Source organism: Marinomonas sp. UCMA 3892, from assembly GCF_012726345.1.
GTDB lineage: Bacteria > Pseudomonadota > Gammaproteobacteria > Pseudomonadales > Marinomonadaceae > Marinomonas.
In genome coordinates this window covers 506,033-531,575 of the sequence record NZ_PTXN01000002.1, presented here as the reverse complement: position 1 = coordinate 531,575, position 25,543 = coordinate 506,033, and the positions used below count along the sequence as shown (strand labels likewise).

General features: G+C 42.9%; 24 protein-coding genes. 21 read left to right on the top strand and 3 right to left on the bottom strand.

Annotation, left to right across the window (positions count from 1 at the left end; all coding sequences use genetic code 11):
• Positions 1–268: 268 nt before the first annotated feature.
• The 6 genes from B6N13_RS05290 (at position 269) to B6N13_RS05265 (ending at position 7,130) form a co-directional block, all read left to right on the top strand.
• Complete coding sequence (locus B6N13_RS05290) at positions 269–1,153, top strand: substrate-binding domain-containing protein (protein ID WP_012070791.1); 885 nt, start codon at positions 269–271, stop codon at positions 1,151–1,153.
• Between the two features lie 58 nt (positions 1,154–1,211).
• Positions 1,212–2,714, top strand: a complete 1,503-nt coding sequence (locus tag B6N13_RS05285; protein ID WP_169458718.1) for a sugar ABC transporter ATP-binding protein — start codon at positions 1,212–1,214, stop codon at positions 2,712–2,714.
• On the top strand, positions 2,707–3,648 hold the full coding sequence (locus B6N13_RS05280) for an ABC transporter permease (RefSeq protein WP_169458717.1): 942 nt from the start codon (positions 2,707–2,709) through the stop codon (positions 3,646–3,648). Before B6N13_RS05285 ends, B6N13_RS05280 begins: the two co-directional genes overlap by 8 nt.
• 171 nt (positions 3,649–3,819) lie before the next feature.
• Positions 3,820–4,776 (top strand): sugar kinase, encoded by a 957-nt coding sequence (locus B6N13_RS05275; protein ID WP_169458716.1) that lies wholly within the window; start codon positions 3,820–3,822, stop codon positions 4,774–4,776.
• Positions 4,777–6,066: a D-tagatose-bisphosphate aldolase, class II, non-catalytic subunit gene (locus tag B6N13_RS05270; RefSeq protein WP_169458715.1), complete on the top strand. Its 1,290-nt coding sequence runs from the start codon at positions 4,777–4,779 to the stop codon at positions 6,064–6,066. It abuts the gene before it with no gap.
• A gap of 41 nt (positions 6,067–6,107) precedes the next feature.
• The gene (locus tag B6N13_RS05265; RefSeq protein WP_157035987.1) at positions 6,108–7,130 is read left to right on the top strand and encodes a LacI family DNA-binding transcriptional regulator; all 1,023 of its coding nucleotides are present in this window, start codon (positions 6,108–6,110) and stop codon (positions 7,128–7,130) included.
• A gap of 132 nt (positions 7,131–7,262) precedes the next feature.
• Here the strand turns inward: B6N13_RS05265 and paaX are convergent, their stop codons facing one another.
• Positions 7,263–8,186, bottom strand: coding sequence for a phenylacetic acid degradation operon negative regulatory protein PaaX (paaX, locus tag B6N13_RS05260; RefSeq protein WP_169458714.1), 924 nt, complete (start codon positions 8,184–8,186; stop codon positions 7,263–7,265).
• A gap of 115 nt (positions 8,187–8,301) precedes the next feature.
• Positions 8,302–8,889 (bottom strand): phenylacetic acid degradation protein PaaY, encoded by a 588-nt coding sequence (locus tag B6N13_RS05255; RefSeq protein WP_012070783.1) that lies wholly within the window; start codon positions 8,887–8,889, stop codon positions 8,302–8,304.
• Between the two features lie 357 nt (positions 8,890–9,246).
• Between B6N13_RS05255 and paaF the strand changes: the two genes are divergently transcribed.
• The 15 genes from paaF to B6N13_RS05180 all read left to right on the top strand — a co-directional run bounded on the left by paaF (position 9,247) and on the right by B6N13_RS05180 (position 24,644).
• A complete protein-coding gene (gene paaF, locus B6N13_RS05250; protein ID WP_048814373.1) occupies positions 9,247–10,032 on the top strand; it encodes a 2,3-dehydroadipyl-CoA hydratase PaaF in 786 nt (261 codons plus the stop codon).
• Positions 10,033–10,075: 43 nt separating this feature from the next.
• Entirely contained in the window at positions 10,076–10,867 is a 792-nt protein-coding gene (paaG, locus tag B6N13_RS05245; protein ID WP_169458713.1) for a 2-(1,2-epoxy-1,2-dihydrophenyl)acetyl-CoA isomerase PaaG, read from the top strand.
• A 2-nt stretch (positions 10,868–10,869) separates the two neighbouring features.
• Positions 10,870–12,408 (top strand): 3-hydroxyacyl-CoA dehydrogenase PaaH, encoded by a 1,539-nt coding sequence (paaH, locus tag B6N13_RS05240; protein WP_169458712.1) that lies wholly within the window; start codon positions 10,870–10,872, stop codon positions 12,406–12,408.
• Positions 12,398–12,862: a hydroxyphenylacetyl-CoA thioesterase PaaI gene (paaI, locus tag B6N13_RS05235; RefSeq protein WP_169458711.1), complete on the top strand. Its 465-nt coding sequence runs from the start codon at positions 12,398–12,400 to the stop codon at positions 12,860–12,862. The genes paaH and paaI overlap by 11 nt, the downstream gene beginning before the upstream one ends.
• Entirely contained in the window at positions 12,855–14,069 is a 1,215-nt protein-coding gene (pcaF, locus tag B6N13_RS05230) for a 3-oxoadipyl-CoA thiolase (RefSeq protein WP_169458710.1), read from the top strand. Before paaI ends, pcaF begins: the two co-directional genes overlap by 8 nt.
• Positions 14,070–14,159: 90 nt before the next feature.
• Positions 14,160–15,479, top strand: coding sequence for a phenylacetate--CoA ligase PaaK (gene paaK, locus B6N13_RS05225; protein ID WP_169458709.1), 1,320 nt, complete (start codon positions 14,160–14,162; stop codon positions 15,477–15,479).
• Between the two features lie 178 nt (positions 15,480–15,657).
• Positions 15,658–16,650, top strand: a complete 993-nt coding sequence (gene paaA / locus B6N13_RS05220) for a 1,2-phenylacetyl-CoA epoxidase subunit PaaA (protein ID WP_169458708.1) — start codon at positions 15,658–15,660, stop codon at positions 16,648–16,650.
• 20 nt (positions 16,651–16,670) lie between these two features.
• On the top strand, positions 16,671–16,952 hold the full coding sequence (gene paaB / locus B6N13_RS05215; RefSeq protein WP_012070775.1) for a 1,2-phenylacetyl-CoA epoxidase subunit PaaB: 282 nt from the start codon (positions 16,671–16,673) through the stop codon (positions 16,950–16,952).
• A 7-nt stretch (positions 16,953–16,959) separates the two neighbouring features.
• A complete protein-coding gene (gene paaC, locus B6N13_RS05210; RefSeq protein WP_169458707.1) occupies positions 16,960–17,721 on the top strand; it encodes a 1,2-phenylacetyl-CoA epoxidase subunit PaaC in 762 nt (253 codons plus the stop codon).
• Positions 17,708–18,241 carry a 1,2-phenylacetyl-CoA epoxidase subunit PaaD gene (gene paaD, locus B6N13_RS05205; RefSeq protein WP_012070773.1) on the top strand — a complete coding sequence of 178 codons (534 nt, stop codon included), beginning with the start codon at positions 17,708–17,710 and terminating at the stop codon, positions 18,239–18,241. Before paaC ends, paaD begins: the two co-directional genes overlap by 14 nt.
• A gap of 36 nt (positions 18,242–18,277) precedes the next feature.
• On the top strand, positions 18,278–19,351 hold the full coding sequence (paaE, locus tag B6N13_RS05200; protein WP_169458706.1) for a 1,2-phenylacetyl-CoA epoxidase subunit PaaE: 1,074 nt from the start codon (positions 18,278–18,280) through the stop codon (positions 19,349–19,351).
• A gap of 114 nt (positions 19,352–19,465) precedes the next feature.
• Positions 19,466–21,520 carry a phenylacetic acid degradation bifunctional protein PaaZ gene (paaZ, locus tag B6N13_RS05195; RefSeq protein WP_169458705.1) on the top strand — a complete coding sequence of 685 codons (2,055 nt, stop codon included), beginning with the start codon at positions 19,466–19,468 and terminating at the stop codon, positions 21,518–21,520.
• 85 nt (positions 21,521–21,605) lie between these two features.
• Complete coding sequence (locus B6N13_RS05190; protein WP_169458704.1) at positions 21,606–22,139, top strand: TRAP transporter small permease; 534 nt, start codon at positions 21,606–21,608, stop codon at positions 22,137–22,139.
• 1 nt (position 22,140) lies between these two features.
• Positions 22,141–23,469, top strand: coding sequence for a TRAP transporter large permease (locus B6N13_RS05185; RefSeq protein ID WP_012070769.1), 1,329 nt, complete (start codon positions 22,141–22,143; stop codon positions 23,467–23,469).
• A 146-nt stretch (positions 23,470–23,615) separates the two neighbouring features.
• Positions 23,616–24,644: a TRAP transporter substrate-binding protein gene (locus B6N13_RS05180; RefSeq protein WP_169458703.1), complete on the top strand. Its 1,029-nt coding sequence runs from the start codon at positions 23,616–23,618 to the stop codon at positions 24,642–24,644.
• Between the two features lie 72 nt (positions 24,645–24,716).
• On the opposite strand, the gene B6N13_RS05175 is transcribed toward B6N13_RS05180, so the two are convergent.
• Positions 24,717–25,487 carry a class II aldolase/adducin family protein gene (locus B6N13_RS05175; RefSeq protein WP_169458702.1) on the bottom strand — a complete coding sequence of 257 codons (771 nt, stop codon included), beginning with the start codon at positions 25,485–25,487 and terminating at the stop codon, positions 24,717–24,719.
• Positions 25,488–25,543 lie beyond the last annotated feature (56 nt).

Sequence of the window (25,543 nt, the reverse complement as noted above, 5' to 3'; positions counted from 1 at the left end):
CTCAGCAGCTTAACCTTTGACATTGCTGTGGCGTGTCTTAGATAGAATGCAATTATGTAGATATTACAAGCAAAAGTTTAATCACCCACAATGCTTTTAGGGTGGCTATGTAGGAAAGGATAATTCTTTCATTTTTGTACGCGAGTAAAAAAAATATTGACTCGAGTAAATTTAAGGGGTAATTTTCTTCACATATCTACTATTAATTATTAATAGCTGGTTTGTGTTGGCGTGATACTTATAAAAATAAATGTACAGGAAAATCAAAATGAAAAACCTTAAACGTTTTACTGCAATTGCTGTCGCTCTTGCTTCCGCTTCTTTCAATCTTTATGCGAAAGATGAGCCTGTTGTTTGTGCTTCTCTTTTGACTCAATCCCATCCGTTTTATATCGCTTTAGGTAATGGCCTCAAAGAAGGTGCTAAGTTGCAACATATCAACTTAAAAGTTTCTGTGGCAAACCAAGATCTTGCTAAGCAAATTAATGATATAGAGGACTGCATTACTAAAAATGTAGATGCCATTGTTATATCTCCGGTGGATTCTAAGGGGATTCGTGGACCGCTAAAAAAAGCTGAACGTGCAAATATCCCTGTCATTACCGTTGATATAGGTGCAGAAAATAGCAAGATTGTATCGCATATCGCGACGGATAATTACGGTGGCGGTGTCGTTGCAGGTAAGTTGGCAGTGAAACAGCTGGGTGGAAAAGGGCAGGTTGTTATGTTGTCTTATCCTGGTATTTCATCTGTAGAAGCCAGACTTCAAGGTTTTCGTGATGCTGTAGCAGATACTGATATCAAAATCGTTGCGGTTCAACCAGGCAAAACTCGAGAAGAGTCTATGACGTCAACTATTAATATGTTGCAAGCAAATCCTGATACGGATCTGATCTTTGCATTTGGTGATGACATGATGATTGGTGCTGGTCTTGCGGTTACTAAACAAAAATCCAAAGCGGTTGTTATTGGATTTGATGGTATGCCAGAGGGTATTAAAGCTGTAGACGAAAATGATCATATTATTGGTGTTGTGAAACAAGATGCAGATGCCATGGGAAAAACGGCAATGAAAGTCGTTGCAGATTATTTGAATGGCAAAGAAGTTAAGTCTGAATATCCGATTGTCCCTGTGCTTTATACAGGTAAGTAATTAACGGCGATAGAAATAGGGCTGATGTAGGCCCTATTTTTTTGTTCTGGAGCTATTGATGTCGAAAGTATTACTAGAAACAGTCGGGTTGTGTAAGCATTTTGGCGACAACAAGGCTGTAGATGGTTTATCCATAAGGTTTCGAGCTGGAAGAGTGCATACTATTTTAGGGGAAAATGGTTGTGGTAAATCTACCACTCTTAAGATGCTGGCGGGCGTTCATCCACCTACATTTGGCAGTATTTTACGCAATGGTAAAAATGTTGAGTTTAAATCACCTAGAGATTCTCGAGACAATGGTATCGCTATTATTTTTCAAGAGCTTTCTTTGTGTAATAACCTCACGGTTGCAGAAAATATATTTGCAAATAATGAGCCTCATCGTTTTGGCGTGATTGACTCTAAAAAAATTATTTCCGATGCTGAAGGTATTCTTAATAAATATCACATACCAATATCAGCAGAAGTAAAAGTGGGTTCTTTATCAATGGCGCAACGCCAGCTGGTAGAAATTGCCAAAGGCTTAAGTTACCCGTCTGATGTTGTTATTTTTGATGAGCCTACTTCGTCATTATCTGACTCTGAAGTCGAAATTCTATTTAATATAATTTCCGAACTGAAATCTGAAAACAAAGCCATTATTTATGTCAGTCATAAGATGGCTGAAATTATGCGTATTTCTGATGACATAACCGTTATGCGCGATGGGCAATATATAGACACAGTTGATAAAGCCGAGACATCAATTGACCCCCTTATTACCATGATGGTGGGTCGAGAGATGAGTGATATTTATCCATCAAAAAATGAATCAGCTTCAGAAATTGGTGACCTTGTCTTGAGTGTTAAATCTCTGACTAATCCTAATGCCTTTCATAATGTTAGCTTTGATCTTCATGCTGGTGAAGTGGTTGGTTTTTTTGGTTTAGTTGGTGCAGGACGATCAGATGTGATGAATGCTTTATTTGGCATGTTGCCATATGAAGGTGAAATTCTTATTAAAGGCAAAAAAGTAGCTATAGAAACCCCCATTATAGCGATCGAAAATGGTATTGCATTTGTTACTGAGAACAGGAAAGAAGAAGGCTTAGTACTAGATCACAGTGTGCATATTAACTGTAATTTGGCGAGTTTTGAGCGAATAGCAACCCGTGGTCTGATTAACGAGCGAGCTGAAGTTAGTCAAACCGAAGAAAGTATTAAGCGGATGAATATTCGAGTACAGAATAGACACCAAAGTGTGGGGGCACTGAGTGGCGGGAATCAGCAAAAAATCGTACTAGCTAAGTGGCTTGAAAGACAACCTGATATTTTGATTTTAGATGAGCCAACTCGTGGTGTAGATGTCGGTGCTAAATATGAAATCTATAGCATTATTCGTGAGCTGACTGAAAAAGGTACGGCTGTCATTTTGGTCTCATCTGAGTTACCCGAGGTGATGAATATGAGTGATCGATTATTTGTTATGAGAGAAAAGAAATTGGTAAAAGAGTTTAAAACGAAAGGATTAACTCAGGATAAAGTAATGGTTTATGCAACGGGAGTTGATTCAAATGATTAAAAGTTTTTTTCGCGAATATGCTGGAATACTAGGTGGGTTATTGATTTTATGCTTGGTATCTTCTTTTTTATCTGAATATTTTTGGTCTGTAAATAATGTCACAAATATTATTTTACAAACATCGATCGTTGCTATTGTTGCCTTTGGTATGACATATGCAATTTTACTTGCTGGAATTGATTTATCAGTTGGCTCTATTGTGGCACTAACTGGATTAGTTTTAGTAATAGGCTTAACAAATGGTTTACCTTTTGGCCTGATGCTACCAATGGCACTTTTAGTCGCTGTCTTTTGTGGCTTTTCGAACGGGTTTATCACCACCTGGTTAGGTGTTCACCCTTTTATTGTCACCATGAGCTTTATGGGAATTTGGCGTGGCGTCGCAATGTTAACCAGTGATGGTCAAGCAGTCTCTCTTTATGATAATGCTCCTTTTGAATACATTTTTAACGGTTACCTTTTTGGTATCCCTTTTCCCATTATTATTTTGTTGTCGATGATAGCTTTGAATCATTTTGTCTTATCAAAGACAACTTTTGGGCGTCGAGTTTATATTGTCGGTGGTAATCCAGAGGCTGCCGCTTATTCAGGTATTAACGTATCTAAAACCACTATTTACTCATATATGATTACTGGATTAATGGCCGGTGTGGGTGGTGTTATGTTGGCTTCAAGAATGTTTTCTGCACAGCCAACAGCTGCAAATGGTATGGAGCTAGATGCTATAGCAGCTTGTGTGCTTGGCGGAACTTCTCTTACCGGCGGCAGGGGCACAATTATTGGTACTTTAATTGGCGCTTTGATTATCGCTGTGCTTAGTAATGTTATGAGTTTAATGAATGTCGATTTCTTTGTATCTCTTATTGTTAAAGGTGTCGTGATATTGATCGCTGTCGGCATCGATGTTTATAAAAATAAGAGAAAATCAACTTAGTATTACTGTTTAGTTAAGTTTTATAGGTGGTGGTTGTTTTTTATGGTCAGGCTTCTCTGCAGACCTAGTAGAAAAAGCTAAAAGTTTAACCACCATTGATAATTTTATTATTTAAAGGATTTACATTGCCGTTTTATATTGGCGGAAATGTATCCCTGTATGGGTAAAGTAATGAAAGAAGTAATCACTCTTGGTGAAATTCTTGTTGAAATAATGGCTAAAAAAACGAATCAGTTATTCATTGAAGCTGGTGAGTTTCTTGGACCTTATCCTAGTGGTGCACCTGCTATTTTTATCAATCAAGTGGCTAAAATGAAAGTTCCAGCTTCGATAATAGGCAGTGTTGGAGATGATGATTTTGGTAAAGTTTGTTTAAAGCGACTTATAGATAATGGTGTTAATACCAGTCTAATTGGAGTTAATAGTGAGCTTCCAACAGGAACAGCATTTGTTAGGTATCAAAGTAATGGTAGCCGCGATTTTATTTTTAATATTCGTCATAGTGCCGCTGCTGATTTTGAGTTAACTAATATTGCGAAAGAGCGTCTTTCTACTTGTGCTGTTTTACATGTTATGGGGTCGTCTATTTTTTCGCATGATGTAATACATATGATGCGAGCAGCGATTGAAATCGTAAAAAATAATGGTGGGAAAATATCTTTTGATCCTAATGTACGTAAAGAGTTATTGAGTGATTCGGCCTTGTTTGCATTTTTCAAAGAAGTTTTATCCAAAACAGATATATTTTTGCCTAGTGGTGAAGAGCTATTTGCTCTAACTAATAAACAAACTTTAGAGGATGCGGTCGAATCGGCACTTGAATTGGGGGTTAGTGAAATCGTATTAAAACAGGGATCTGATGGCTGTGCATTTTATAGTCATAATGACTATTTCTTTATGCCATCTTTTTCTGTTGAAGAAGTTGATGCGACTGGGGCTGGAGATACTTTCGGAGCTACTTATATTGCATGTCGTGAATTAGGTTATTCACCAAAAAAATCTCTTGGGCTTGCTAATGCAAGTGGAGCCATGGCTGTATCTCATTGGGGGCCAATGGAGGGAGCATCTACAGAAGAAGAGCTTAATAAGTTTATCGATACCTACACTGAATCTTTAGAGGAAATATAAATGTCTTCAACAGAAATCCTAAAAAATATCGTCGAACGTAATCGCTCAGGTGAGCAGATAGGTATTTACTCTGTATGCTCAGCAAATCGTTTTGTTTTAGAAGCCGCTATGTTAGAGGCGAAAGAAAATAATTCTCCACTATTGATTGAGGCGACTTGTAATCAGGTAAATCAAGATGGTGGTTATACCAATATGACGCCTGCTGACTTTCAAGCTTATATTGCAGAGGTTGCTAAGTCCGTTGATTATGATACTAATCAGCTTATTCTTGGTGGAGATCATTTGGGCCCAAATCCCTGGAAGCATCTTTCATCTGCTGATGCTATGGAAAAGGCAATAGTGCTTGTAGAGGCGTATGTTAAAGCGGGTTTTACTAAAATTCATTTAGATGCAAGTATGTCTTGTGCTGATGATGAGGTACCGTTGTCGTCGGAAACGATTGCTAAGCGTGCCGCTATTATGTGTCAGGCTGCTGAACGTGTCTCTTTAGCGCAACAGAAACCTTATTACGTAATAGGTACCGAGGTTCCTGTTCCTGGCGGTGCCCAAGAGGATTTAGAAGAGCTTCAGGTGACCTCCACTATAGATTTGGCCGATACCATTCATACTCACCGCGTGCTTTTCTCTAATCTTGGTATTGACGATGCTTTTGATCGAGTGATTGGTGTTGTAGTGCAGCCAGGGGTGGAATTTGATCACTCAAGTGTAATTGAATATGACCCAGTAAAAGCAAAAGAATTAAAGTCTGTTATTCATCAGTTTTCCGGAATGGTTTTTGAAGCTCATTCAACGGATTATCAATCGCAATCTTGTTTGAGCCATCTAGTAAAAGATCATTTTGCGATTCTAAAAGTGGGTCCGGGATTAACATTCGCATTTCGTGAAGCGGTATTTGCCTTAAGTTATATTGAAGATGAATGGATTGAACCTGAAAAGCGCTCCAATATTCGAGAAGTGTTGGAGCAAACCATGGTAAATAATCCTAAGTATTGGGAAGGTTACTATCATGGGAATGAGCAAGATAAAATGTTTGCTCGTAAGTTTAGTTTTAGTGATCGTTCTCGTTACTACTGGAATCACGCTGATATTGAAGCAAGTTTGAAGGTATTAATTCAGAACTTGACGACATCTCCTGCTCCGTATCCATTGATTAGCCAGTATATGTCTGCGCAATATGTTGCATTAAGAAAAGGTGAGATAATCAATGATCCTGCCGTTTTTTTGCGGGAACGAATTCGTTCAGAGATAAAAATGTATGCTCAGGCATGTAATCAATTTTCAGTAATCTAGTTGTTGTTTTTGTGGGTATTATTTTATGAGAGGACTTTTGATTGAAAAAAGTTAATACAATGGAAGAGTTTGCTGCGCTAGCTGGAGTATCTCGTCCTACGGCCTCTAAATATTTTGAAAAAAAAGACGCCGTTAGTCCTCGATCAAGAATGAAAATTGAGGCAATGCTAAAAGAAGTGGATTACCGTCCAAATCTTTTGGCGTCGCGCTTAATGCGTAAAGATTCGAAGATAATAGGGGTGTTAATTCCTTCTTTAGGGGATCCTTTTTATGCCTCTATTGTACGCTCGGTTGCCATGAACGCGTTGGCTTATGGCTACTCAGTGATGATTGAGTGTTCTTATGGTGATCCTGCTCTTGAATCTAAGGCTATTGAAAACTTTCTTTCGGTGAAAGTGGCTGGGATTTGCTATGCGCCATCCGGGATTCGACAAGTTGAAAAAAAGCTTCATAGAATCCAGATGGAGTTGCCTTTGGTGTTTATTGATGCTGTTTTTGAAGGGGCCAATTACAGCGTCAGAAATAACAATAGGCAAACAATTGGTCTTATTACAGATTACATGCTTGGGGCGGGGCGACGTCCCGCTTTTTTCCCTATGCCGAATGTAAATAGCAATGCTCAGGAACGTTTGGACGTGTACCTCGACACGATGAAAGCCAGTGATGAGTCGCCTATCATCCTTCCTGTTGGGCAAAGTTTGCGTTGGGATTTTGAAGAGTGGGCGCGAGAAGAAGCTTTACGCATGATTAGATCTAATCAATTGGATGGTGATGCCATTATATGTGCCAATGATCGGGTGGCATTTGGGGTTATTTCAGCAATGTTTTCAGAAGGTTTGATAACATTTAAGGATCAAAATGCCTTGAGTATTTCAATATCAGGTCATGATAATCAGCCTTTGAGTAAATTTACTTGTCCACCATTAACGACGGTTGAACAGGATGTAGAAAACATAGGCAAATGTGCTATTGATATGATTATGAGCTTAATAGGTGTCATTTCAGATGAAATAGAGAATCATATCAAGCTGGACGGTCGATTGATTATTAGAGAGTCTGCTTGATCTTCTATATGGATTTAGTTCATTGTGTAGTGAAATAAGCTTTATAACTCATAGAGACTTCTTGAAGAAACTACATATGATTTATAAAGCTTGTTGCCTAGATCAAAAGCGTCGCGCGTTAGCTAGTATGGGCTAGTTCAATCCGCCAAATCTTTTATAAAAAGCTTGTGAAGCTTCTGGAAGTGGCCCATCGGCAGATTCTAGGTTTTTCCCTAGCCATTGCTCTGCAGTTGGGGTGACTTTGCGGTAAATATTTCGACATAGCTGTCTTGCGGCTCTGCCTTCCCAGTCTCCCGGGAGGAGCTCTTCAGGTAGTTGTGGGTCTCGTAGCAAGAGCTTTCTGTATTCATGGATTAACAGAGTACGAGTCAGGAAGCAGGATTCAGGGTCGAGATTGTCTTTTTCATCCAGTTCTTGCCATACAGGGCGAAACAGGTTAATGAATTCTTGGTAGTGAGCGCCAAGTTTATCGAGTTCCCAGCACTCTCTTACTAGCATTCGAATTTGTCTTCCTGCTAACTCTTCTTGTTGATGTGTTTTAAATACAATGACTTTGCTTTGTAAACCAGATGAGGCTAAGACGGTATTTACGTCACTTAGATTGGTGTTTGGACTACCAATAAGCTGACCAGTTAGTACGCCAAAACCTTGCCAGTTAAGATCGTCTAGTAGCTGCTTTCTTTCCTCGGCAGACAATTGTTGTGTCATGATTAAACACCAAGAACCATCCCATACGGTTTGGTTGGCGCTGTACACGCGTCGGAAAGCTTGTTCAAACTTACGTCGACCGGAACCAGTTAAGCTGTAGTAACTTTTTCTTCCCACCTTGTCACTGGTTAGCCAGCCATCTTGAGTCAAACGAAAAATGGTGGTTCTCATTAATCGCTCGTTGATGCCCATTGGTTCAAGCAGCTTGATTAAACTGCCTAGCCAAACGGTGCCGCCATGAGGTTCAATCGTATCACCGTATAAAGTGATGACGAGAGACGATGCTCTAATGGGTTTTTGCTGTTGAAAACGAGTGATTAACGTATCTAAAGTATTAATTCTGTTCATTGGTGACTGGTGATCCAGTGAGTTAAGCCAGAGGTCATTCTCTTAAACCTGTCCGGCTTAGTAAAGTGGAATAGTCTTAAAAGGGTAGACTAAGTGCATTGCAACATGGAATGTACTAGCCTTTTGGCTGATGTGACCGACTTTGCAGTGTTGGTCTATCTTCTTCTATGACATTGAGTGGAATGCATTCAACCATGGAGGTGAGGCATCTTTTCGAGAGTTCTATGTATTCTCGTGTGCCTGTTTGCTTCCATTTTAATTCGTCATCTGTGACGGATCGAACGATTTTTCCTGGCGAGCCCATCACCAGAGATCTAGGTGGACAAGTAAAGCGATTCTTTATAAATGAGGATGCAGCAATGATTGAACCTTCGCCGATTTCAGCGTAATCCATGACAACGCTGTTCATACCAATCAGAGCATCTTCTCCAACAACACAGCCATGTAAAACAGCACCATGACCAATGTGTCCATGTTTGCGAATGATGGTATGGCTGTCGGAAAAGCCATGGACAACACAGTTGTCTTGGATGTTTGACTCTTCTTCCATAGTAATGCGCCCAAAATCCCCTCTTAAACAGGCTCCTGGACCAACATAACAGCCTTCTCCAATGATGACGTCGCCAATCAGCGTCGCGGTTGGGTGTACGTATGCGCTTGGATGTACCACAGGGGTGACACCATCAATTTTGTAGTAAGGCATGTTTTTTCCTTTTTTATTTGGTTCTTTATTTCTTCAATTTTAGATTATTTTGTGTCGATATGTTTTAAATTCTTTCGTTTTTTTACGTGAAAATCGAAAATTATCAAGATTTATTTTTGTTTTATCGAATGCGAAAATCTTTTTTATGTCACTATCTGCATGAATTTATTATATTTTTTTGTCGATTTTTAGATTGTCGATTGGGTTGTGGGTTAAAAGGATACAAAAAAAAATAAATTCTACCTTGTTTTGTATCTAATTATGATTCATCTTTATATTAAAAGAAGTGCTACTAAGCTTGCTGTGGCGTGTTTAGTGGAACGAACTAATAACAATAAGATCGAGTGTTTGAATCAAATGACAATTAAAAATTACCAATCATTGGTAGTGCATCAGGTCGAAGATGGGGTTCAGTTGGTGCAGTTGAACCGTCCCGAAGCACTGAATGCTCTAACCACAGAGTTATTGGCGGAATTATGTGATGTCATGGATGGCGTTGAAGCATCGAGTGATATTCGAGTCTTGGTGCTGACTGGCAGTTCGAAGGCTTTTGCCGCTGGAGCGGATATTAATGAGATGGCAGAGCGCGATCTTGTTGGTATGTTGAATGATCCTCGTCAGCAGTATTGGCAACGCATAACACGTTTTACTAAGCCTGTTATTGCGGCCATTAATGGATATTGTTTGGGTGGCGGCTGCGAGTTAGCCATGCATGCAGATATTCTTATTGCGGGTCGCGATGCCCAATTTGGTCAACCCGAAATTAATCTAGGCATCATGCCTGGCGCTGGTGGCACCCAGCGTTTATTACGTGCTGTTGGTAAATCTCTCACCATGCAAATGGTGCTTACCGGTCAACCTATCAATGCCCAGCAGGCAAAAGATGCTGGTCTCATCAGTGAAATAACCCAACCTGAACTGACAGTTACTAGAGCTTTGGCTTTGGCGAAAGTCATTGCGAGCAAAGGCAGTCTGGCTGTGCGTTTAGCAAAAGAATCCATTCTAAAAGGCATGGATACTGACTTAGCAACAGGCCTGCGTTTTGAACGCCATGCTTTTACTGTGCTGGCTGGAACTGAAGATAGAAAAGAAGGGATTTTGGCGTTTAAAGAAAAACGTCAACCAAAATTTTCTGGTCGGTAACTTTTAACCCGTTGTTTATCCATCCTTACAGAGGCAATCGCAAATGAGCTTCGAACACATTCTATATTCCGTTGATGCTGGTGTTGCAGTATTAAGCCTAAATCGTCCTAAGGCGCTGAACAGTTTTAATGAGGCCATGCACCTTGAAGTGCAGCAAGCACTAAAATCCGCTCTAAAAGACAAGCAGGTTAGGGTGCTGGTTTTAACGGCTGAGGGGCGAGGTTTCTGTGCTGGGCAAGACTTATCAGATCGCAATGTTGATCCCAATGCCGCAGCTCCTGATTTAGGGTTTTCTATCGAACGTTTTTACAACCCACTAATTAAGCAGTTGCAGTCTTTTCCAATGCCGGTGATATGTGCGGTTAATGGTGTGGCGGCTGGCGCTGGGGCAAACATTCCTTTGGCTTGCGATCTGGTGATTGCGGCGCGATCCGCAAAATTCATTCAAGCATTCTGCAAGATTGGTTTGATACCAGATTCTGGTGGAACTTGGTTTTTGCCGCGTTTAGTGGGTATGGCGAGGGCTAAGGAATTGGCCTTGTTGGGTGAACCTCTTATGGCGGAAAAAGCCCTTGAGTGGGGAATGATTTATAAGGTGGTGGACGATGAAAGTCTGCGTGACGAAGCGCTGTTATTGGCTCGTCATCTCGCCTCTCAGCCGACGAAAGGCTTGTCTTTTATAAAACGTGCTCTTAATCAAAGCTTTGACCATGATTTCAATGCGCAACTTGAAATGGAGCGTGATCTTCAGCGCTTGGCTGGTCAAACCCAAGATTACCGTGAAGGTGTGAAAGCCTTTATGGAAAAACGCACTCCAGAATTTAAAGGGGAATAATCATGTCTGCTTTAAATCAAAGTGCGGTGATTGGGGTGATTGGTGCTGGCGCAATGGGCGCTGGAATCGCACAGGTGGCTGCTCAAGCGGGTCATCAAGTGAAGCTTTATGACAACCGCGAAGGGGTTGCTCAAACCTCTATCGATTCAATGGCAAAGCAACTAGCGAAATTGGTGGAGCGCAATAAGTTTACGGCTGAGCAGGTGCAACAAATATTAGCTCGCTTGTCGGTGGCCAACTCGCTGGATGAATTGTCTGATACTGGGTTGGTGGTGGAAGCCATCGTTGAAAATATTGACGTTAAGAAAAGTATTTTTGATGCCTTGGAAACGATTTGTTCAGCGAATTGTATTTTGGCCAGTAATACTTCTTCTATCTCTATTACCCGTTTAGCGGCGGGGATGAAACATCCCGAACGCATGGTGGGAATGCATTTCTTTAATCCCGCTCCGATTATGAAGTTGGTTGAAGTGGTGTCTGGTTTGGCAACCGATTCTGATGTGGCGACCTGTGTTTATGAAACTGCGTTGAATTGGGGGAAAAAGCCAGTTTATGCGGCTTCTACTCCGGGGTTTATTGTCAATCGAGTAGCACGTCCTTTTTACGCTGAGAGTTTTCGTTTACGACAAGAGCAAGTTGCGGATTGTGTGACCTTGGATACTTTGTTGAAAGGGGCAGGTGGCTTCCGAATGGGGGCGTTCGAGCTGACGGACATGATTGGTCATGACGTGAATTATGCGGTTACCTGTTCTGTATTCGATGCTTACTATGGCGATTTTCGCTTTCAGCCCTCTTTGATTCAAAAAGACTTGGTGGATGCTGGCTTCTTGGGACGTAAATCTGGTCAAGGTTTTTACTCCTACAAAGAGGGGGCAGATAAACCGCAGGCGCAATGTGTCGAAGTGTCTCCTTTAGATGACGGAGCCGTTATTAAGTGTGAGGTCTCCAAAGATATCGGGTATTTAAAAGGCTTGGTCGACCGCTTGTCTCGTGCTGGTGTGCAAGTGACTGAGGTATCTGATTTAGCGAAAGGTTATCTAAAAATTGGTGACACCTTTGTGGCGCTGACCGATGGGCGAATGGCTTGTGAGCGCGCCAAAGATGAAGCGTTAAATGATCTTGTCTTGGTGGATTTGGCTTTGGATTATCAGAGTGCCACTTATATTGCCTTGAGTCGTTCAGCATCGACATCTGAGGAAGCCTTTAATGACGTTGTTCAGTGTCTTGATCTGCTTGGCATTAAAGTAAGTGAGGTGGTGGATTCGCCAGCTTTGGTCGTGATGCGAACGGTCGCTATGTTGGCGAACGAGGCCGCCGATGCGGTTTTGCAGGGCGTCGCAACGGCAGAAGGTGTCGATACTGCCATGTGTTTTGGCGTTAATTATCCGCAAGGTCCATTGGCGTGGGCAGATTCTATTGGTGTGGCTGATGTGGAAACGGTGTTGAGTAACTTGCAGCGGTCATATGGTGAGGATCGTTATCGTCCTTCTTTGTTAATTCGTCGTATCGCTATGTTAGAAGGAAGCTTCCATGTCCAATAACTTTACTGAAGAACAGATGAAAGTGCAGCTTGCTGAGCGTTGCGCGCAGGCTTTGTATGAGCGAGATGTCGCCACTCAGCATTTAGGTATTGAGTTGCTACTTTCTGCGCCGGGTCAGTCGCAAGTTCGCATGACAGTGCAAGACTTTATGTTGCAAGGTCATAAAACCTGCCACGGCGGCTATATGTTTACCTTGGCCGATTCGGCTTTTGCGTTTGCCTGTAATACCTACAACCAACCAACTGTCGCGCTTGGTTGTTCCATTGATTATGTGGCACCAGCATTTGCAGGTGATGTTTTAACAGCGCGGTGTCAGGAAAAAAGTCGTGGTGGTCGCACAGGAAATTACGACGTCGAAATTTATAACCAACAAGATCAATTGATCGCTATTTTTCACGGTAAATCTTATCGCATTAAAGGTGAGATACTTTCACAGGAGAACGTAAATGACTGATGCTCTAATCATTGATGCTATCCGTACGCCGATTGGGCGTTATGGTGGTGCGCTTTCTAAAGTCAGGGCAGACGATTTGGGTGCGATTCCAATTAAATCTCTCATGGAACGAAATCCGACCGTGGATTGGTCTAAAGTGGATGATGTTTTGTATGGTTGTGCCAACCAAGCTGGTGAAGATAATCGCAATGTGGCACGCATGTCTTCTTTGTTGTCTGGTCTTCCTCATAGTGTGCCAGGTACAACCATCAACCGTTTGTGCGGTTCTGGGATGGATGCAGTGGGTTTAGCGGCTAGATCCATTCGTGCTGGTGAAGCGGGGCTGATGATTGCGGGTGGGGTGGAGTCTATGTCACGGGCGCCATTTGTTTTAGGGAAAGCGGAGCAGGCGTTTTCTCGTCAAGCAGACATGTATGACACCACAATCGGTTGGCGCTTTGTTAATAAATTGATGGCAGATCAATTTGGCGTCCATTCTATGCCTGAAACGGCGGAGAATGTGGCGGAAGATTTTAAAGTGTCTCGTGCAGATCAAGATGCTTTTGCTTTACGTAGTCAGCAGAAAACCGCCGTAGCGCAAGAAAGCGGGCGTTTATCCAAAGAAATCGTTCCTGTTGTGATACCACAACGCAAAGGGGACCCGGTTGTCGTTCAGCATGATGAGCATCCTCGCGCCGATACCACATTAGAGGTGTTATCAAATCTCGCGACCCCGTTTCGTCGCGACGGCAAGGGTACAGTGACCGCCGGTAATGCGTCAGGTGTGAACGACGGTGCTTGTGCTTTGTTGTTAGCCAGTGAAGAAGCGGCCAAAACTTACAGTTTGAAGGCGCGTGGTCGAGTATTGGGTATGGCGGCGGCAGGTGTTGAACCGCGTATTATGGGGATTGGTCCTGCTCCAGCTTCACAAAAAGTGCTTCAGCAAGTGGGGCTGACTCTAGAAGATATGGATGTTATTGAGCTAAATGAAGCCTTTGCTTCCCAAGGGCTAGCTGTATTGCGTGAACTAGGTTTGGCCGATGATGATGTTCGGGTGAACCCAAATGGTGGTGCTATTGCATTAGGTCATCCGCTTGGTATGAGTGGTGCGCGATTGATTACTACCGCCTTGAATGAGTTGGAAGTTCAGCAGAAACGTTATGCCCTGTGCACCATGTGTATTGGTGTGGGTCAGGGAATTGCAATGGTAATTGAGCGACTTGGTTAACTCATTCGATACAAAAAATTGCCTTATCGAGTAGATAGGGCAAGCAAAAAATATACATTCTAAAAAATAATAAATAGAGAGAGCAGAACAATGGATATTCGTAGTCGGTTTAATCCAGATCAACTTGACCCTATGGAAACCGCCAGTATTGATGAGTTGCGAGCTCATCAGTTAGAGCGTTTACAATGGACTGTTCGTCATGCTTATAACAATGTTCCTATGTATAAGCAGCGTTTTGATGCATTAGGGCTGCATCCAGATGATATTAAAACCTTGGATAATATTGCCAAACTTCCTTTCACCACAAAATCGGACCTGCGTGATAATTATCCGTATGGCATGTTTGCCACGCCGATGAATCAAGTGGTTCGTCTACATGCTTCAAGTGGTACAACAGGCAAGCCTACCGTCGTTGGCTACACTCAAAATGACATTGATAACTGGGCCAATATCGTGGCGCGGTCAATTCGTGCAGCGGGTGGGCGCAAAGGTGATGTTTTACATAATGCTTATGGTTACGGCCTGTTCACCGGTGGTTTAGGTGCGCATTATGGTGCCGAGCGTCTTGGTTGTACCGTGATTCCTATGTCGGGCGGACAAACTGAAAAGCAAGTGCGTCTGATTAAAGATTTTCAGCCAGACATCATTATGGTGACGCCATCTTATATGTTGAATTTGCTAGACGAGATGGAAAAACTAGGTATCGATCCCCTTGGCCTTAAATTGCGTTTGGGGATTTTTGGTGCAGAGCCTTGGACCCATGAGCTACGTCGTTCGGTGGAAGAGCGAGCCGGTATTCGTGCGATGGATATTTATGGTTTGTCTGAGATTATGGGGCCAGGTGTAGCGATGGAATGTGCCGAGAGCCAAGATGGGCCAACGGTTTGGGAAGATCATTTCTATCCTGAAATTGTTGACCCTAATACGGGTGAAGTATTGCCTGATGGCGAAATGGGCGAGTTGGTATTTACCAGTTTGAGTAAAGAGGCGTTGCCAATGCTTCGCTATCGTACACGAGATTTAACTCGTCTCTTGCCAGGCACAGCTCGTCGTATGCGTCGAATTGACAAAATTACAGGCCGCAGCGACGACATGATGATTATTCGTGGTGTTAACGTTTTCCCAACTCAAATTGAAGAGGAGGTGATAAAAGTGAATCACTTCTCTGAAAATTATGAAATACATTTGTATCGAAAAGGTAATATGGACGGTATGGATGTGCATGTTGAGTTGCGTCCGGATTGCGCTGGCTTTGATGAGCAAAAAATCAATGATGCCATCAACCAATTGCGCCATCATGTGAAGTCTTCTGTAGGAATCAGTGTTAACGTTAAACTCAGAGAAATAGGCAGTATAGCTCGCTCAGAGGGTAAAGCTAAACACGTTTATGACGAACGAATTTCCGTTTAATTAATCTTCCTGTTTGTTTAAACGTAGCTCCTTAGTGTAAGGGGTTACGGTATTTTATTGTCTAAAATTTAGGTTTTTAAATGATACATTATATTAAAAATTAACTTGAATTTATGTATCATTAGTCTATTCTTTTGTTAATAAGATGACTTATTTCTACGATATTGGAGATGTTCTCATGTACGCACAACAGGTTGAAACAGGGACAAAAGCAATGAAATCCCTAGCTGAAATGGGGCCAGAAGAACGGGCGTTTCAAGAAAAGATCGATGCAGAGATTAAAATAGAGCCAAAAAACTGGATGCCAGATAACTATCGTAAAACTTTGATTCGCCAGATTTCACAGCATGCTCATTCTGAAATTGTGGGTATGTTGCCAGAAGGTAACTGGGTAACTCGCGCACCAACCTTGAAGCGTAAGTTGCAACTGATGGCTAAAATCCAGGATGAAGCTGGCCATGGTTTGTATCTGTATAGCGCGATGGAAACGCTCGGTGCGGATCGCGATGAAGAGATTGAAAAGCTTCATTCCGGCCGTGCTAAGTATTCGAGTATTTTTAATTATCCAACACTTAATTGGGCTGATATGGGCGCTGTGGGTTGGTTGGTTGATGGTGCTGCGATTGTCAATCAGGTACCCCTTCAGCGTACCTCTTATGGTCCTTATTCCCGTGCCATGATCCGAGTCTGCAAAGAAGAAAGTTTTCATCAACGCCAAGGCTACGAAATCCTTTTGCACATGATGCGCCATGGCACGCAAGCACAAAAAGACATGGTGCAAGACGCTATTAATCGCTTGTGGTGGCCATCTTTGATGATGTTTGGGCCTAGCGATGCAGAGTCTCCTAACTCTGCTCAATCAATGGCATGGAAAATCAAACGCCATACCAATGACGAATTGCGTCAACGCTTTATTGATCAAACCATTCCGCAGCTAGAGCTATTAGGCTGCACAGTTCCAGACCCTGATTTGAAATGGAATGAAGAGCGTGGTCACTACGACTTTGGTGAAATTCAGTGGGAAGAGTTCTACGAGGTTCTCAAAGGTAATGGTCCTTGTAATCGAGAGCGTTTGGAAACGCGTCGAAATGCAATACAAGATGGAGCTTGGGTACGTGAAGCGGCGGTAGCTCATGCAAATAAAAAACAAAAACAACAGGCAGCTGCCTAACTAATTTTGAGGTATCTCCCATGTCTGAATGGACACTTTTTGAAGTATTTATCCGTAGTAAACACGGCCTAAATCATAAGCATGTTGGCAGTGTTCACGCTGCGGATGCTGAAATGGCCATTGAAAATGCCAGAGATCTTTATACCCGTCGTAATGAAGGGGTGAGTATTTGGGTTGTGCCATCGGCATCAATTACAGCGACGGCAAGCGATGAGAAAGAGCCTTTATTCGATCCATCGGAAGACAAAGTTTACCGTCATGCCAGTTTTTATGAGCTGCCAGATGAAGTCGGGCATATGTGAGGTGGTTATGACTAAATACGATGAATTAACCGAATTCTTATTGCGTCTTGGCGACAGTTCCTTGATTCATGCTCAGCGTCTTTGTGAGTGGACAGGTCGTGCGCCTGCCCTTGAAGAAGAAATGGGCATGATGAACGTGGGTCTTGACCTAGTGGGTCAGGCCCGCAATTGGTATGAGTACGCTGCAGAGCGAATTAACGATGGTACGGACGCGGATGCGTTAGCCTTTCGTCGCGATGAGCGAGCGTTTCGTAACTTGTTACTAGTTGAACAGCCTAATGGCGATTTCGCCGTCACCATGACTAAGCAGTTCTTCTTTGATGCTTGGCAATTCCATTTGCTGACGCTGTTAAAAGACGCCAAAGATGAGCGAATTGCGGCGATTGCAGCGAAGTCTTTAAAAGAAGTGACTTACCATTTGCGCCGCTCATCTCAGTGGGTTGAGCGTTTGGGTGATGGCACGGAAGAAAGTCATCAGCGGATGGAAAAAGCCATTGATGTTCTTTGGCGTTTTACCTTTGAACTGGTTGAAAAAAGCGATACTGAATTGGCTTTGTCTGAATCAGGAAGTATCCCAGCGCTTACCGAATTGCCGGAACAATGGCGGGCGACAGTAAACGAAGTATTCGCTAAAGCGACGTTAACCGTTCCTGATGCGCCCAGTACTTTCTATTTGAGTGCTCGAACTGGTATGCACTCTGAGCATTTAGGGATTTTGTTGGCAGAAATGCAGTTCTTACAAAGAGCATATCCCGATGCAAGCTGGTGAGTTAATAACCACTGACCAACAGGGTCGTTCAGGCAACGAAGCGGATATCCAGCTCGCATACGACGTGCTGGAAGAGGTGATGGACCCTGAAGTGCCTGTGGTGAGTGTGATGGACCTTGGCATTGTGAGGGACGTTAGTTGGGCAAATGGGCACCTGAATGTAGTGGTGACACCGACTTATTCTGGCTGCCCTGCGACGGAATATATTGAGACTTCGATTCGCGATGCTTTACACGAGGCGGGTTTTTCTCACCCTAAAGTATTGCAGCGCTTAGATCCCGCTTGGACAACTGATTGGATAACTGAGCAAGGTCGAAATCGCCTTAAAGCCTACGGGATTGCGCCTCCAGTTGGGAGTTCGAATAAACGATCTTTGCTGTCTGGCGTAACGCAAGTTGAGTGTCCTAATTGTGGCAGTGACGACACGGAGCAATTAAGTGAGTTTGGCTCAACAGCGTGCAAGTCCTTGTATCGATGTAAGTCCTGTTTAGAACCGTTTGATTATTTTAAATGCATTTGAGCCATAGATAAAAATAACATGGCCGTGGAGACACAGATGAATCAATTTCACCCACTTACCGTTTCTGATTTACGTCGTGAAACTCGTGATTCTATTTCGCTCGCTTTTGATATCCCTGGGGATTTAGCGCAGAGCTATCACTTTAAACAAGGTCAATATTTGACGTTACGCACTCAAATTGATGGCCAAGAAGTACGTCGTTCTTATTCTATTTGCAGTGGTGTGCAAGACAATGAAATGCGTGTTGCCATCAAACGTGTGCCAGACGGTCTTTTTTCTACCTTTGCTAATGATTCCATCAAGGTTGGTGACGTGCTTGAGGTAATGCCACCGTTAGGACACTTTTATTCAGAGCTTGATCCTTCCCGTCATGGTGACTATTTATTGGTTGCCGCAGGCAGTGGGATTACCCCAATTCTGTCTATTGCCAAAACGACTTTGGCCACTGAGCCGTACAGTAAAGTCACGCTTTTATATGGTAATCGTTCTACTTCTTCCACCATGTTCCGAGATCAACTTGCCGATCTAAAAAACACTTATATGGATCGTTTGAATCTGATTTTCGTCTTGAGTCGAGAGCAGCAAGATATCGATTTGTACAACGGTCATATTGACGAAGAGAAATGTCGCGCTTTATTTGAGCGTTGGGTGAATGTGAAAGCGCTAACGGGGGCTTTTATTTGTGGCCCACAAGCCATGACAGAAACCGTAAAAGATATTTTGAAAGAAGCTGGTGCGCCAGAAGAAAACATCCATTTTGAACTGTTTGCCGCGGCCGGTAATGAGCGCAAACGAGAGCAGCGTGCACAAGCTGCTGCCAACGCAGATGTGTCAGAAATCACGGTCATTCGTGATGGTCACGCAATGAGTTTTGATCTGAAACAGAATACCGAAAACTTGCTAAATGCAGGTAACGAGCAGGGTGCAGATCTGCCGTTTTCTTGTCGTGCTGGTGTGTGTTCTACCTGTAAATGTAAGGTGGTTGAAGGCGAAGTGGATATGGACATCAGTATTGGTCTTGAAGATTACGAAGTAGAAGCCGGTTATGTGCTTTCTTGTCAGTCTTATCCGGTATCCAAAAAAGTTGTGCTGGATTTTGACCAAGTATAACGGGTTATGACCTCGCTTAACTGAGCATAAAGTTTTAATAGCAAAAAATTAGATCGAGACATCATAAAAACAACAAAGATGACGGCAGTGAATACGCTGCCGATGGAGAATATTATGAGCCAAAACCATGTTTTACAAAGCTTCATTGCTGGAGAATGGTTAGGGAATCAAGCCGCACAAGCGTTAACTAGCCCTGTTAACGGCGAAACAATTTATCACACACACGCAGAAACCATCGATTTTGCTCGTTCACTGGAATTTGCCCGCACCAAAGGTCGAGCTTCTTTAATGGCTATGGATTTCCAGAGTCGTGCCTCTTGCTTACGTGATTTAGGCAAATATTTACTTGAATACAAGGAGTCGTTATACGCTATTTCCCTACTAACGGGGGCGACTCGTAATGACAGCTGGGTGGACATTGAAGGTGGTGCAGGTACTTTATTTGCGTACGCAAGTGTAGGTCGACGTGAGTTGCCATCCGGCAACCTGATTCATGAAGACGATGCTTTTCCGTTAGGACGTGAAGGGCAGTTTTTCGGTTCGCATATTCTGGTACCTCGCCAAGGTGTTGCTGTACACATTAATGCTTTTAACTTCCCAATTTGGGGCATGTTAGAAAAATTTGCCGCTAACTTTTTGGCAGGCATGCCATGTATTGTTAAACCTGCTACCTCTACTTCGTATCTGACTGAAGCTTGTGTGCGTTTGATGCACGAGTCGGGTTTATTGCCAGAAGGCAGTTTGCAGTTAATCATTGGTCGTACTGGTGATTTGTTAGATCGTTTGGATGGCCAAGATGTAGTGACTTTTACTGGCTCTGCGAGCACCGCCGCCAAATTAAAAGTCACGCCAAATATCATCAATAATTCTATTCCTTTTAATGCTGAAGCCGACTCTTTGAACTGCGCTATCCTAGCGCCAGATGTCTCTGTCGATAGTCCAGAATTTGAGCTTTTCATCAAAGAAGTTGCACGGGAAATGACAGTGAAAGCGGGGCAGAAATGTACCGCTATTCGTCGTGTATTGATCCCTGAAAATCAAGTCGAAGCGGTTTCGGAGCACTTAAGTGCACGCCTTGGTAAAGTGTCAATTGGCGATCCGCATTTGGATACTGTACGTATGGGCGCGTTGGCTTCTTTTGAACAGAAAGAGGATGTCTTAGGGCAGCTAGCTGAGCTTTTAAAAAGCAGTCGTGTGGTTTACGGGCATGAAGACGGGTTTGAGCTTTTGGGTAAAGGCACGGAAAAAGGTGCTTTTGTACAACCTACCTTGCTGCTGAGTAATGATCCAGATGCAGAAGGCGGAGCGCATGACATAGAAGCGTTTGGCCCAATCAGCACATTAATGCCTTATCGAGATATTGATCACGCGATTGCATTGGCCGCTCGTGGTAAAGGCTCTTTGGTAACAACTTTAGTGACCCAAGATCCTGAGGTTGCAAGAAAAGTCGTTCCGGCCTTGGCTGCATGGCATGGACGGGTACATATCTTAAACCAAGCTTCTGCAAAAGAATCGACTGGACACGGTTCACCTTTGCCCATGCTAAAACATGGTGGTCCAGGTCGTGCTGGTGGTGGCGAAGAGTTGGGTGGGATTCGCGGTGTAAAACATTACATGCAGCGTGCGGCTATTCAAGGCTCACCTACCATGCTGTCTGCGATTACTGGCGAATACGTTCGTGGCGGCGAAACTTATGAAACGGATGTGCATCCTTTCCGCCGTTATTTTGAAGATCTTCGCATTGGTGAGTCTTTGTTGACCCATCGTCGCACAGTGACAGAAACCGATATCGTGAACTTCGGCTGTTTATCTGGTGACCATTTTTACATGCACTTTGATGACATTGCAGCGCGCGACTCTCAGTTTGAACAGCGTATTGCCCATGGTTACTTTGTGTTATCTGCCGCGGCGGGATTATTTGTTTCTCCTGGTGAAGGGCCTGTTTTGGCGAATTATGGTTTGGACACTCTGCGATTTATCACGCCTGTTCCTATTGGTGACACCATTCGCGCGCGTTTAACCTGCAAGCGCAAAATTGACCAAGGCAAATTAAGCCCGAAAGGCGAGCCTCAGGGCGTGGTGGTTTGGGATGTTCAAGTTACTAACCAGCATGATGAATTAGTTGCCAGTTACGACATTTTAACTTTAGTTAAAAAGCAATTTGATTGATTATTACAAGGGGGAGTTATTCTCCCTTTTTCAAGTCTTGCGCATTTTACCTAGCTTAAAACAATAAAAGAATTTAGGAGTTGTTATGTCGATAAGAGACTGGATTGATAAGCATTACCCAGAGCCAAATATATATCGTTGGGTTGGGGTGGGGTTAGAAGGGATTTCTGCAACTGTGTTGTTTTTGTTGATGGCACTTACTTGTGTGGATGTGGTGGGCCGCTATCTGTTTAATAATTCTATTAATGGTGCCTTCGAACTGACTCAAATGGGCTTGGCTATTATGGTTTTTGCTCAAATGCCCTTGATTACATGGCGTGGAGGGCATGTGGTCGTGGATTTATTGGATCATGTGTTAGGCAATCGGATCGTTAAAGTGCTTGGCATCTTTTCAGTATTTATTATCTCTTCTTCGTTTTATTTCTTGGCCATTCGTATTTATGAACTGGCTGAGCGCTCTCTGCGTCGTGGCGAAGTTAGCGAGTATTTAAAAATACCAACCGGATATTTAACCGAATATATCGCCATTATGAGCTGGATCACGGCAGCTTGTATGTTGACTTACGGTGCGTATCGCGTACTGAAAGGCAATAACGAATCACAGCAGTTTGGAGAGTAGCATGTCAGTTGTATTAATCGGCTTTGCCGTCCTGTTGTTTTTAATTTTAGTTATTCGTATGCCGATCGCTTTTGCAATGGGAGTGGTTGGCTTTTTAGGTTTTGCTATTTTGCAGGGTCTAAGTTTTGATAATGTCCTGTCTTTTCGTTGGACTTCAGCGCTGACACTGGCGTCCAGTCGGGTGATAGGAACAGTACAAGACTACAATTTATCAGTGATTCCCTTGTTCATTCTGATGGGGAATTTAGTGACTCGTTCTGGTTTATCTCAGGAATTATATAACGCCTCTTATGCTTTTTTAGGGCATCGAAAAGGCGGATTGGCGATGTCGACAGTCTTAGCTTGTGGTGGTTTTTCAGCTATCTGTGGTTCTAGTTTGGCCACTTCTGCAACTATGGCAAAAGTGGCTATGCCACCAATGCGTAAGTTTGGTTATGCGGATAGTTTGGCAACCGCCTCGATTGCTGCTGGCGGAACATTGGGCATATTGATTCCTCCTAGCGTTATTTTGGTGATTTATGGTTTGCTGACCCAAACCAGTATTCGTGAATTGTTTGCAGCGGGCTTCATTCCCGGCATGTTGGGGATTTTTCTCTATATGTGTGCGGTGCGTTTTGTTGTCTGGCGTAACCCTTCTGCTGGTCCTGCCGGTGAGCGAATGGGCTTTAAAGAGCGAATGCTTGCTTTAAAGAGTATTTGGGGCGTTTTATTGCTGTTTATTATTGTGATGGGCGGTATTTATTTGGGCGTTTTCACTCCGACCGAAGCGGCTGGTATTGGTGCAGGTGGAGCACTAATTATTGGTTTAGCTCGACGTAGCCTGAGTTTTGGTGGGATTGTCGAGACCCTAGTGGACACCACGCGAACTTCTGCCATGCTGTTTTGCGTTGTTATTGGGGCGTTTATCTTTTCAGATTTTATTACCCGAGCGGGCTTGCCAGATGCTTTGTTGAGCTTTGTCACTGCATTGGAGTTAAGTCCGATGTTGGTGATTATGGTTATCCTCGCCATTTACATCATTCTTGGCATGGTATTCGAAAGTCTTTCCATGCTGTTACTAACGGTGCCAGTTTTTTTTCCTCTAGTGTCTAGCTTGGGTTTTGACCTTGTTTGGTTTGGCATTGTCGTTGTCGTGGTGACGGAGATTAGTTTAATTACGCCACCTGTGGGGATGAATGTATTTGTATTAAGTGCGGTATTAAAGGATGTAAAAGCAGGTACGATTTTCAAAGGTGTTACACCGTTTTGGTGTGCAGATATTATTCGACTTTTAATTATTGTATTCATCGTTCCAGTATCGATGTTTTTGCCTAATTTTTTATATGACTAATGATTTTTAAAATAGGCTTTATTAATGGTTAGGGCGTTTTATGACTTTGCATAATTATAAGTTTTTTACTGATTTTATATAAAGTCATGGTGATGAGAGAGCAAAGTTTTTATCAATGTAAATCATAAACTATAGGAATAATAAATATGATGAATGTTAAAAAAAATCTACTTTGGGCAGTTTGTGGTACATCAATTTTAGTATCCGGACTGGCTTCAGCTGCAGAGACGACTTTGCATGTGGCTACTTGGTTACCGCCAACGAGTTCACAAAACTCCATTGTTTGGCCAACTTGGAAGCAGTGGGTTGAAAAGGCAACTGAGGGTCGTGTAGAAGTGGTTATTGAAAACTATACCGGTGACCCTAAAACGATCTTCGATGCCGTAGAAGATGGTGTATTTGATGTGGGCTTTAGTGTTAATGCTTATTTACCTGGCAGATTCAAATTAGCCAGTGTGGCGGAAATTCCTGGTGAAATCACCGATGCGGAAGTGGGATCTGTGGCATTGTGGAATACCTATGAAAAATTCTTCAAAGCTGACCAAGAATTCAGAGGTTTGGAATTACTTGCCTTGTTTGTGCATGGCCCAGGTCAGTTGAATACTAACTTTCCAGTCAAATCGTTAGACGACTTGAAAGGTAAAAAAATGCGTATTGGTGGTGGTTTGGTAAATACTCTTGCTGAACGTTTAGAAGTGACGCCCGTTTCTGCTCCCGCGCCTAAATCTTATGAAATGATGCAGCAAGGTGTGGTAGATGGCACCTTTTTACCGGCTTCGCAGCAAATGACCTTGCGTTTACATGAGGTCACGACTGACCTTATCTTGTTCCCTAAAGGGCTTTACACCACTGCATTTAGTATTGTGATGAACCCAGATACGCTAGACAGTCTTAGTAAAAAAGACCAAGACGCTATTATGAGTGTTTCAGGTGAAAAGCTTTCAAGACTCGCTGGCGCAGCTTGGGGTAAAGAAGATCAAGACGGTATCTTGGAGGCAAAAGCGAACGGTGTGAACGTGGTCTATCTTTCTAAAGATGATGCTATCGTAAAAGATATGGATAAATTGGACGAGGGAATAGATCAGGCATGGATTGACTCTGTCTCTGATCGTAAAGTGGATGCCAAAGCAGCGCTCGCTTACTTTAGAAAAAATGTAAGTGAATTGAGTCAGTAATTCTTTCTGTAATTATATGAAAAATTAAAAACCACGCCTTTTTTAAGGGTGTGGTTTTTTTTATATCTAAGACTATTGTTTGTAAGACGGATCCTGTCTTTCAATAATACGTTTCATCGCGGCAAAAACATCTTCACCAGCACCGTATTTGGGGTCAAGGGGAAGGGAGGCTGCGGTGCATTTTTTGCAAATTTCTTCAGGTATTTCGCGTACTTGTCCCATGGACATAGACGCCTTTTGCACTTCACAAGCTCGATTAACCAACCACATAAGGGCAAAGGCTTGAGCCAAGGTTCCACCCATGACCACGGGGCCATGGTTCCTTAGCATTAAAATCGGCTTACCCTCGGCGCTGTCAATAATGCGTTGACCTTCATCCATATGCAGGGTGATGCCTTCGAAGTCGTGGTAAGCCACCTTGTTGTAGATTTGTGCTGAATAGAAATTGCTATATGACATGCCATCTTCTAGACAGCAAACGGCCAAAGTAGGCGTGGTATGGACGTGCATAATGCAGTGAGCACCTTCAACTTGCTCGTGAATGGCACTATGGAAGGTAAATCCAGCAGGGTTAATTGGCCAGTCAGAATGGCCAATGATATTGCCTTTTAAGTCGATTTTAACCAAGTTCGAAGCCGTTACCTCACTGTAATGTAGCCCAAAAGGGTTAATCAAAAAGTGTTCGTCTTCACCCGGTACGCGCAAAGAAATATGGTTGTAGATGGACTCATCCCATTTTAGGTAGGCAAAGATTCGGTACATGGCGGCTAAGTCTTGTCTCGCTTGCCATTCGGCATCACTGAATCGGCTGGGCTGTTCAAAATAGCGTTTTGCTGTAGACATAATTTCTCTCTTTTCTTGTTGTTTTGTTGTTAGGCTAAATAAAAAACTGGCTATAA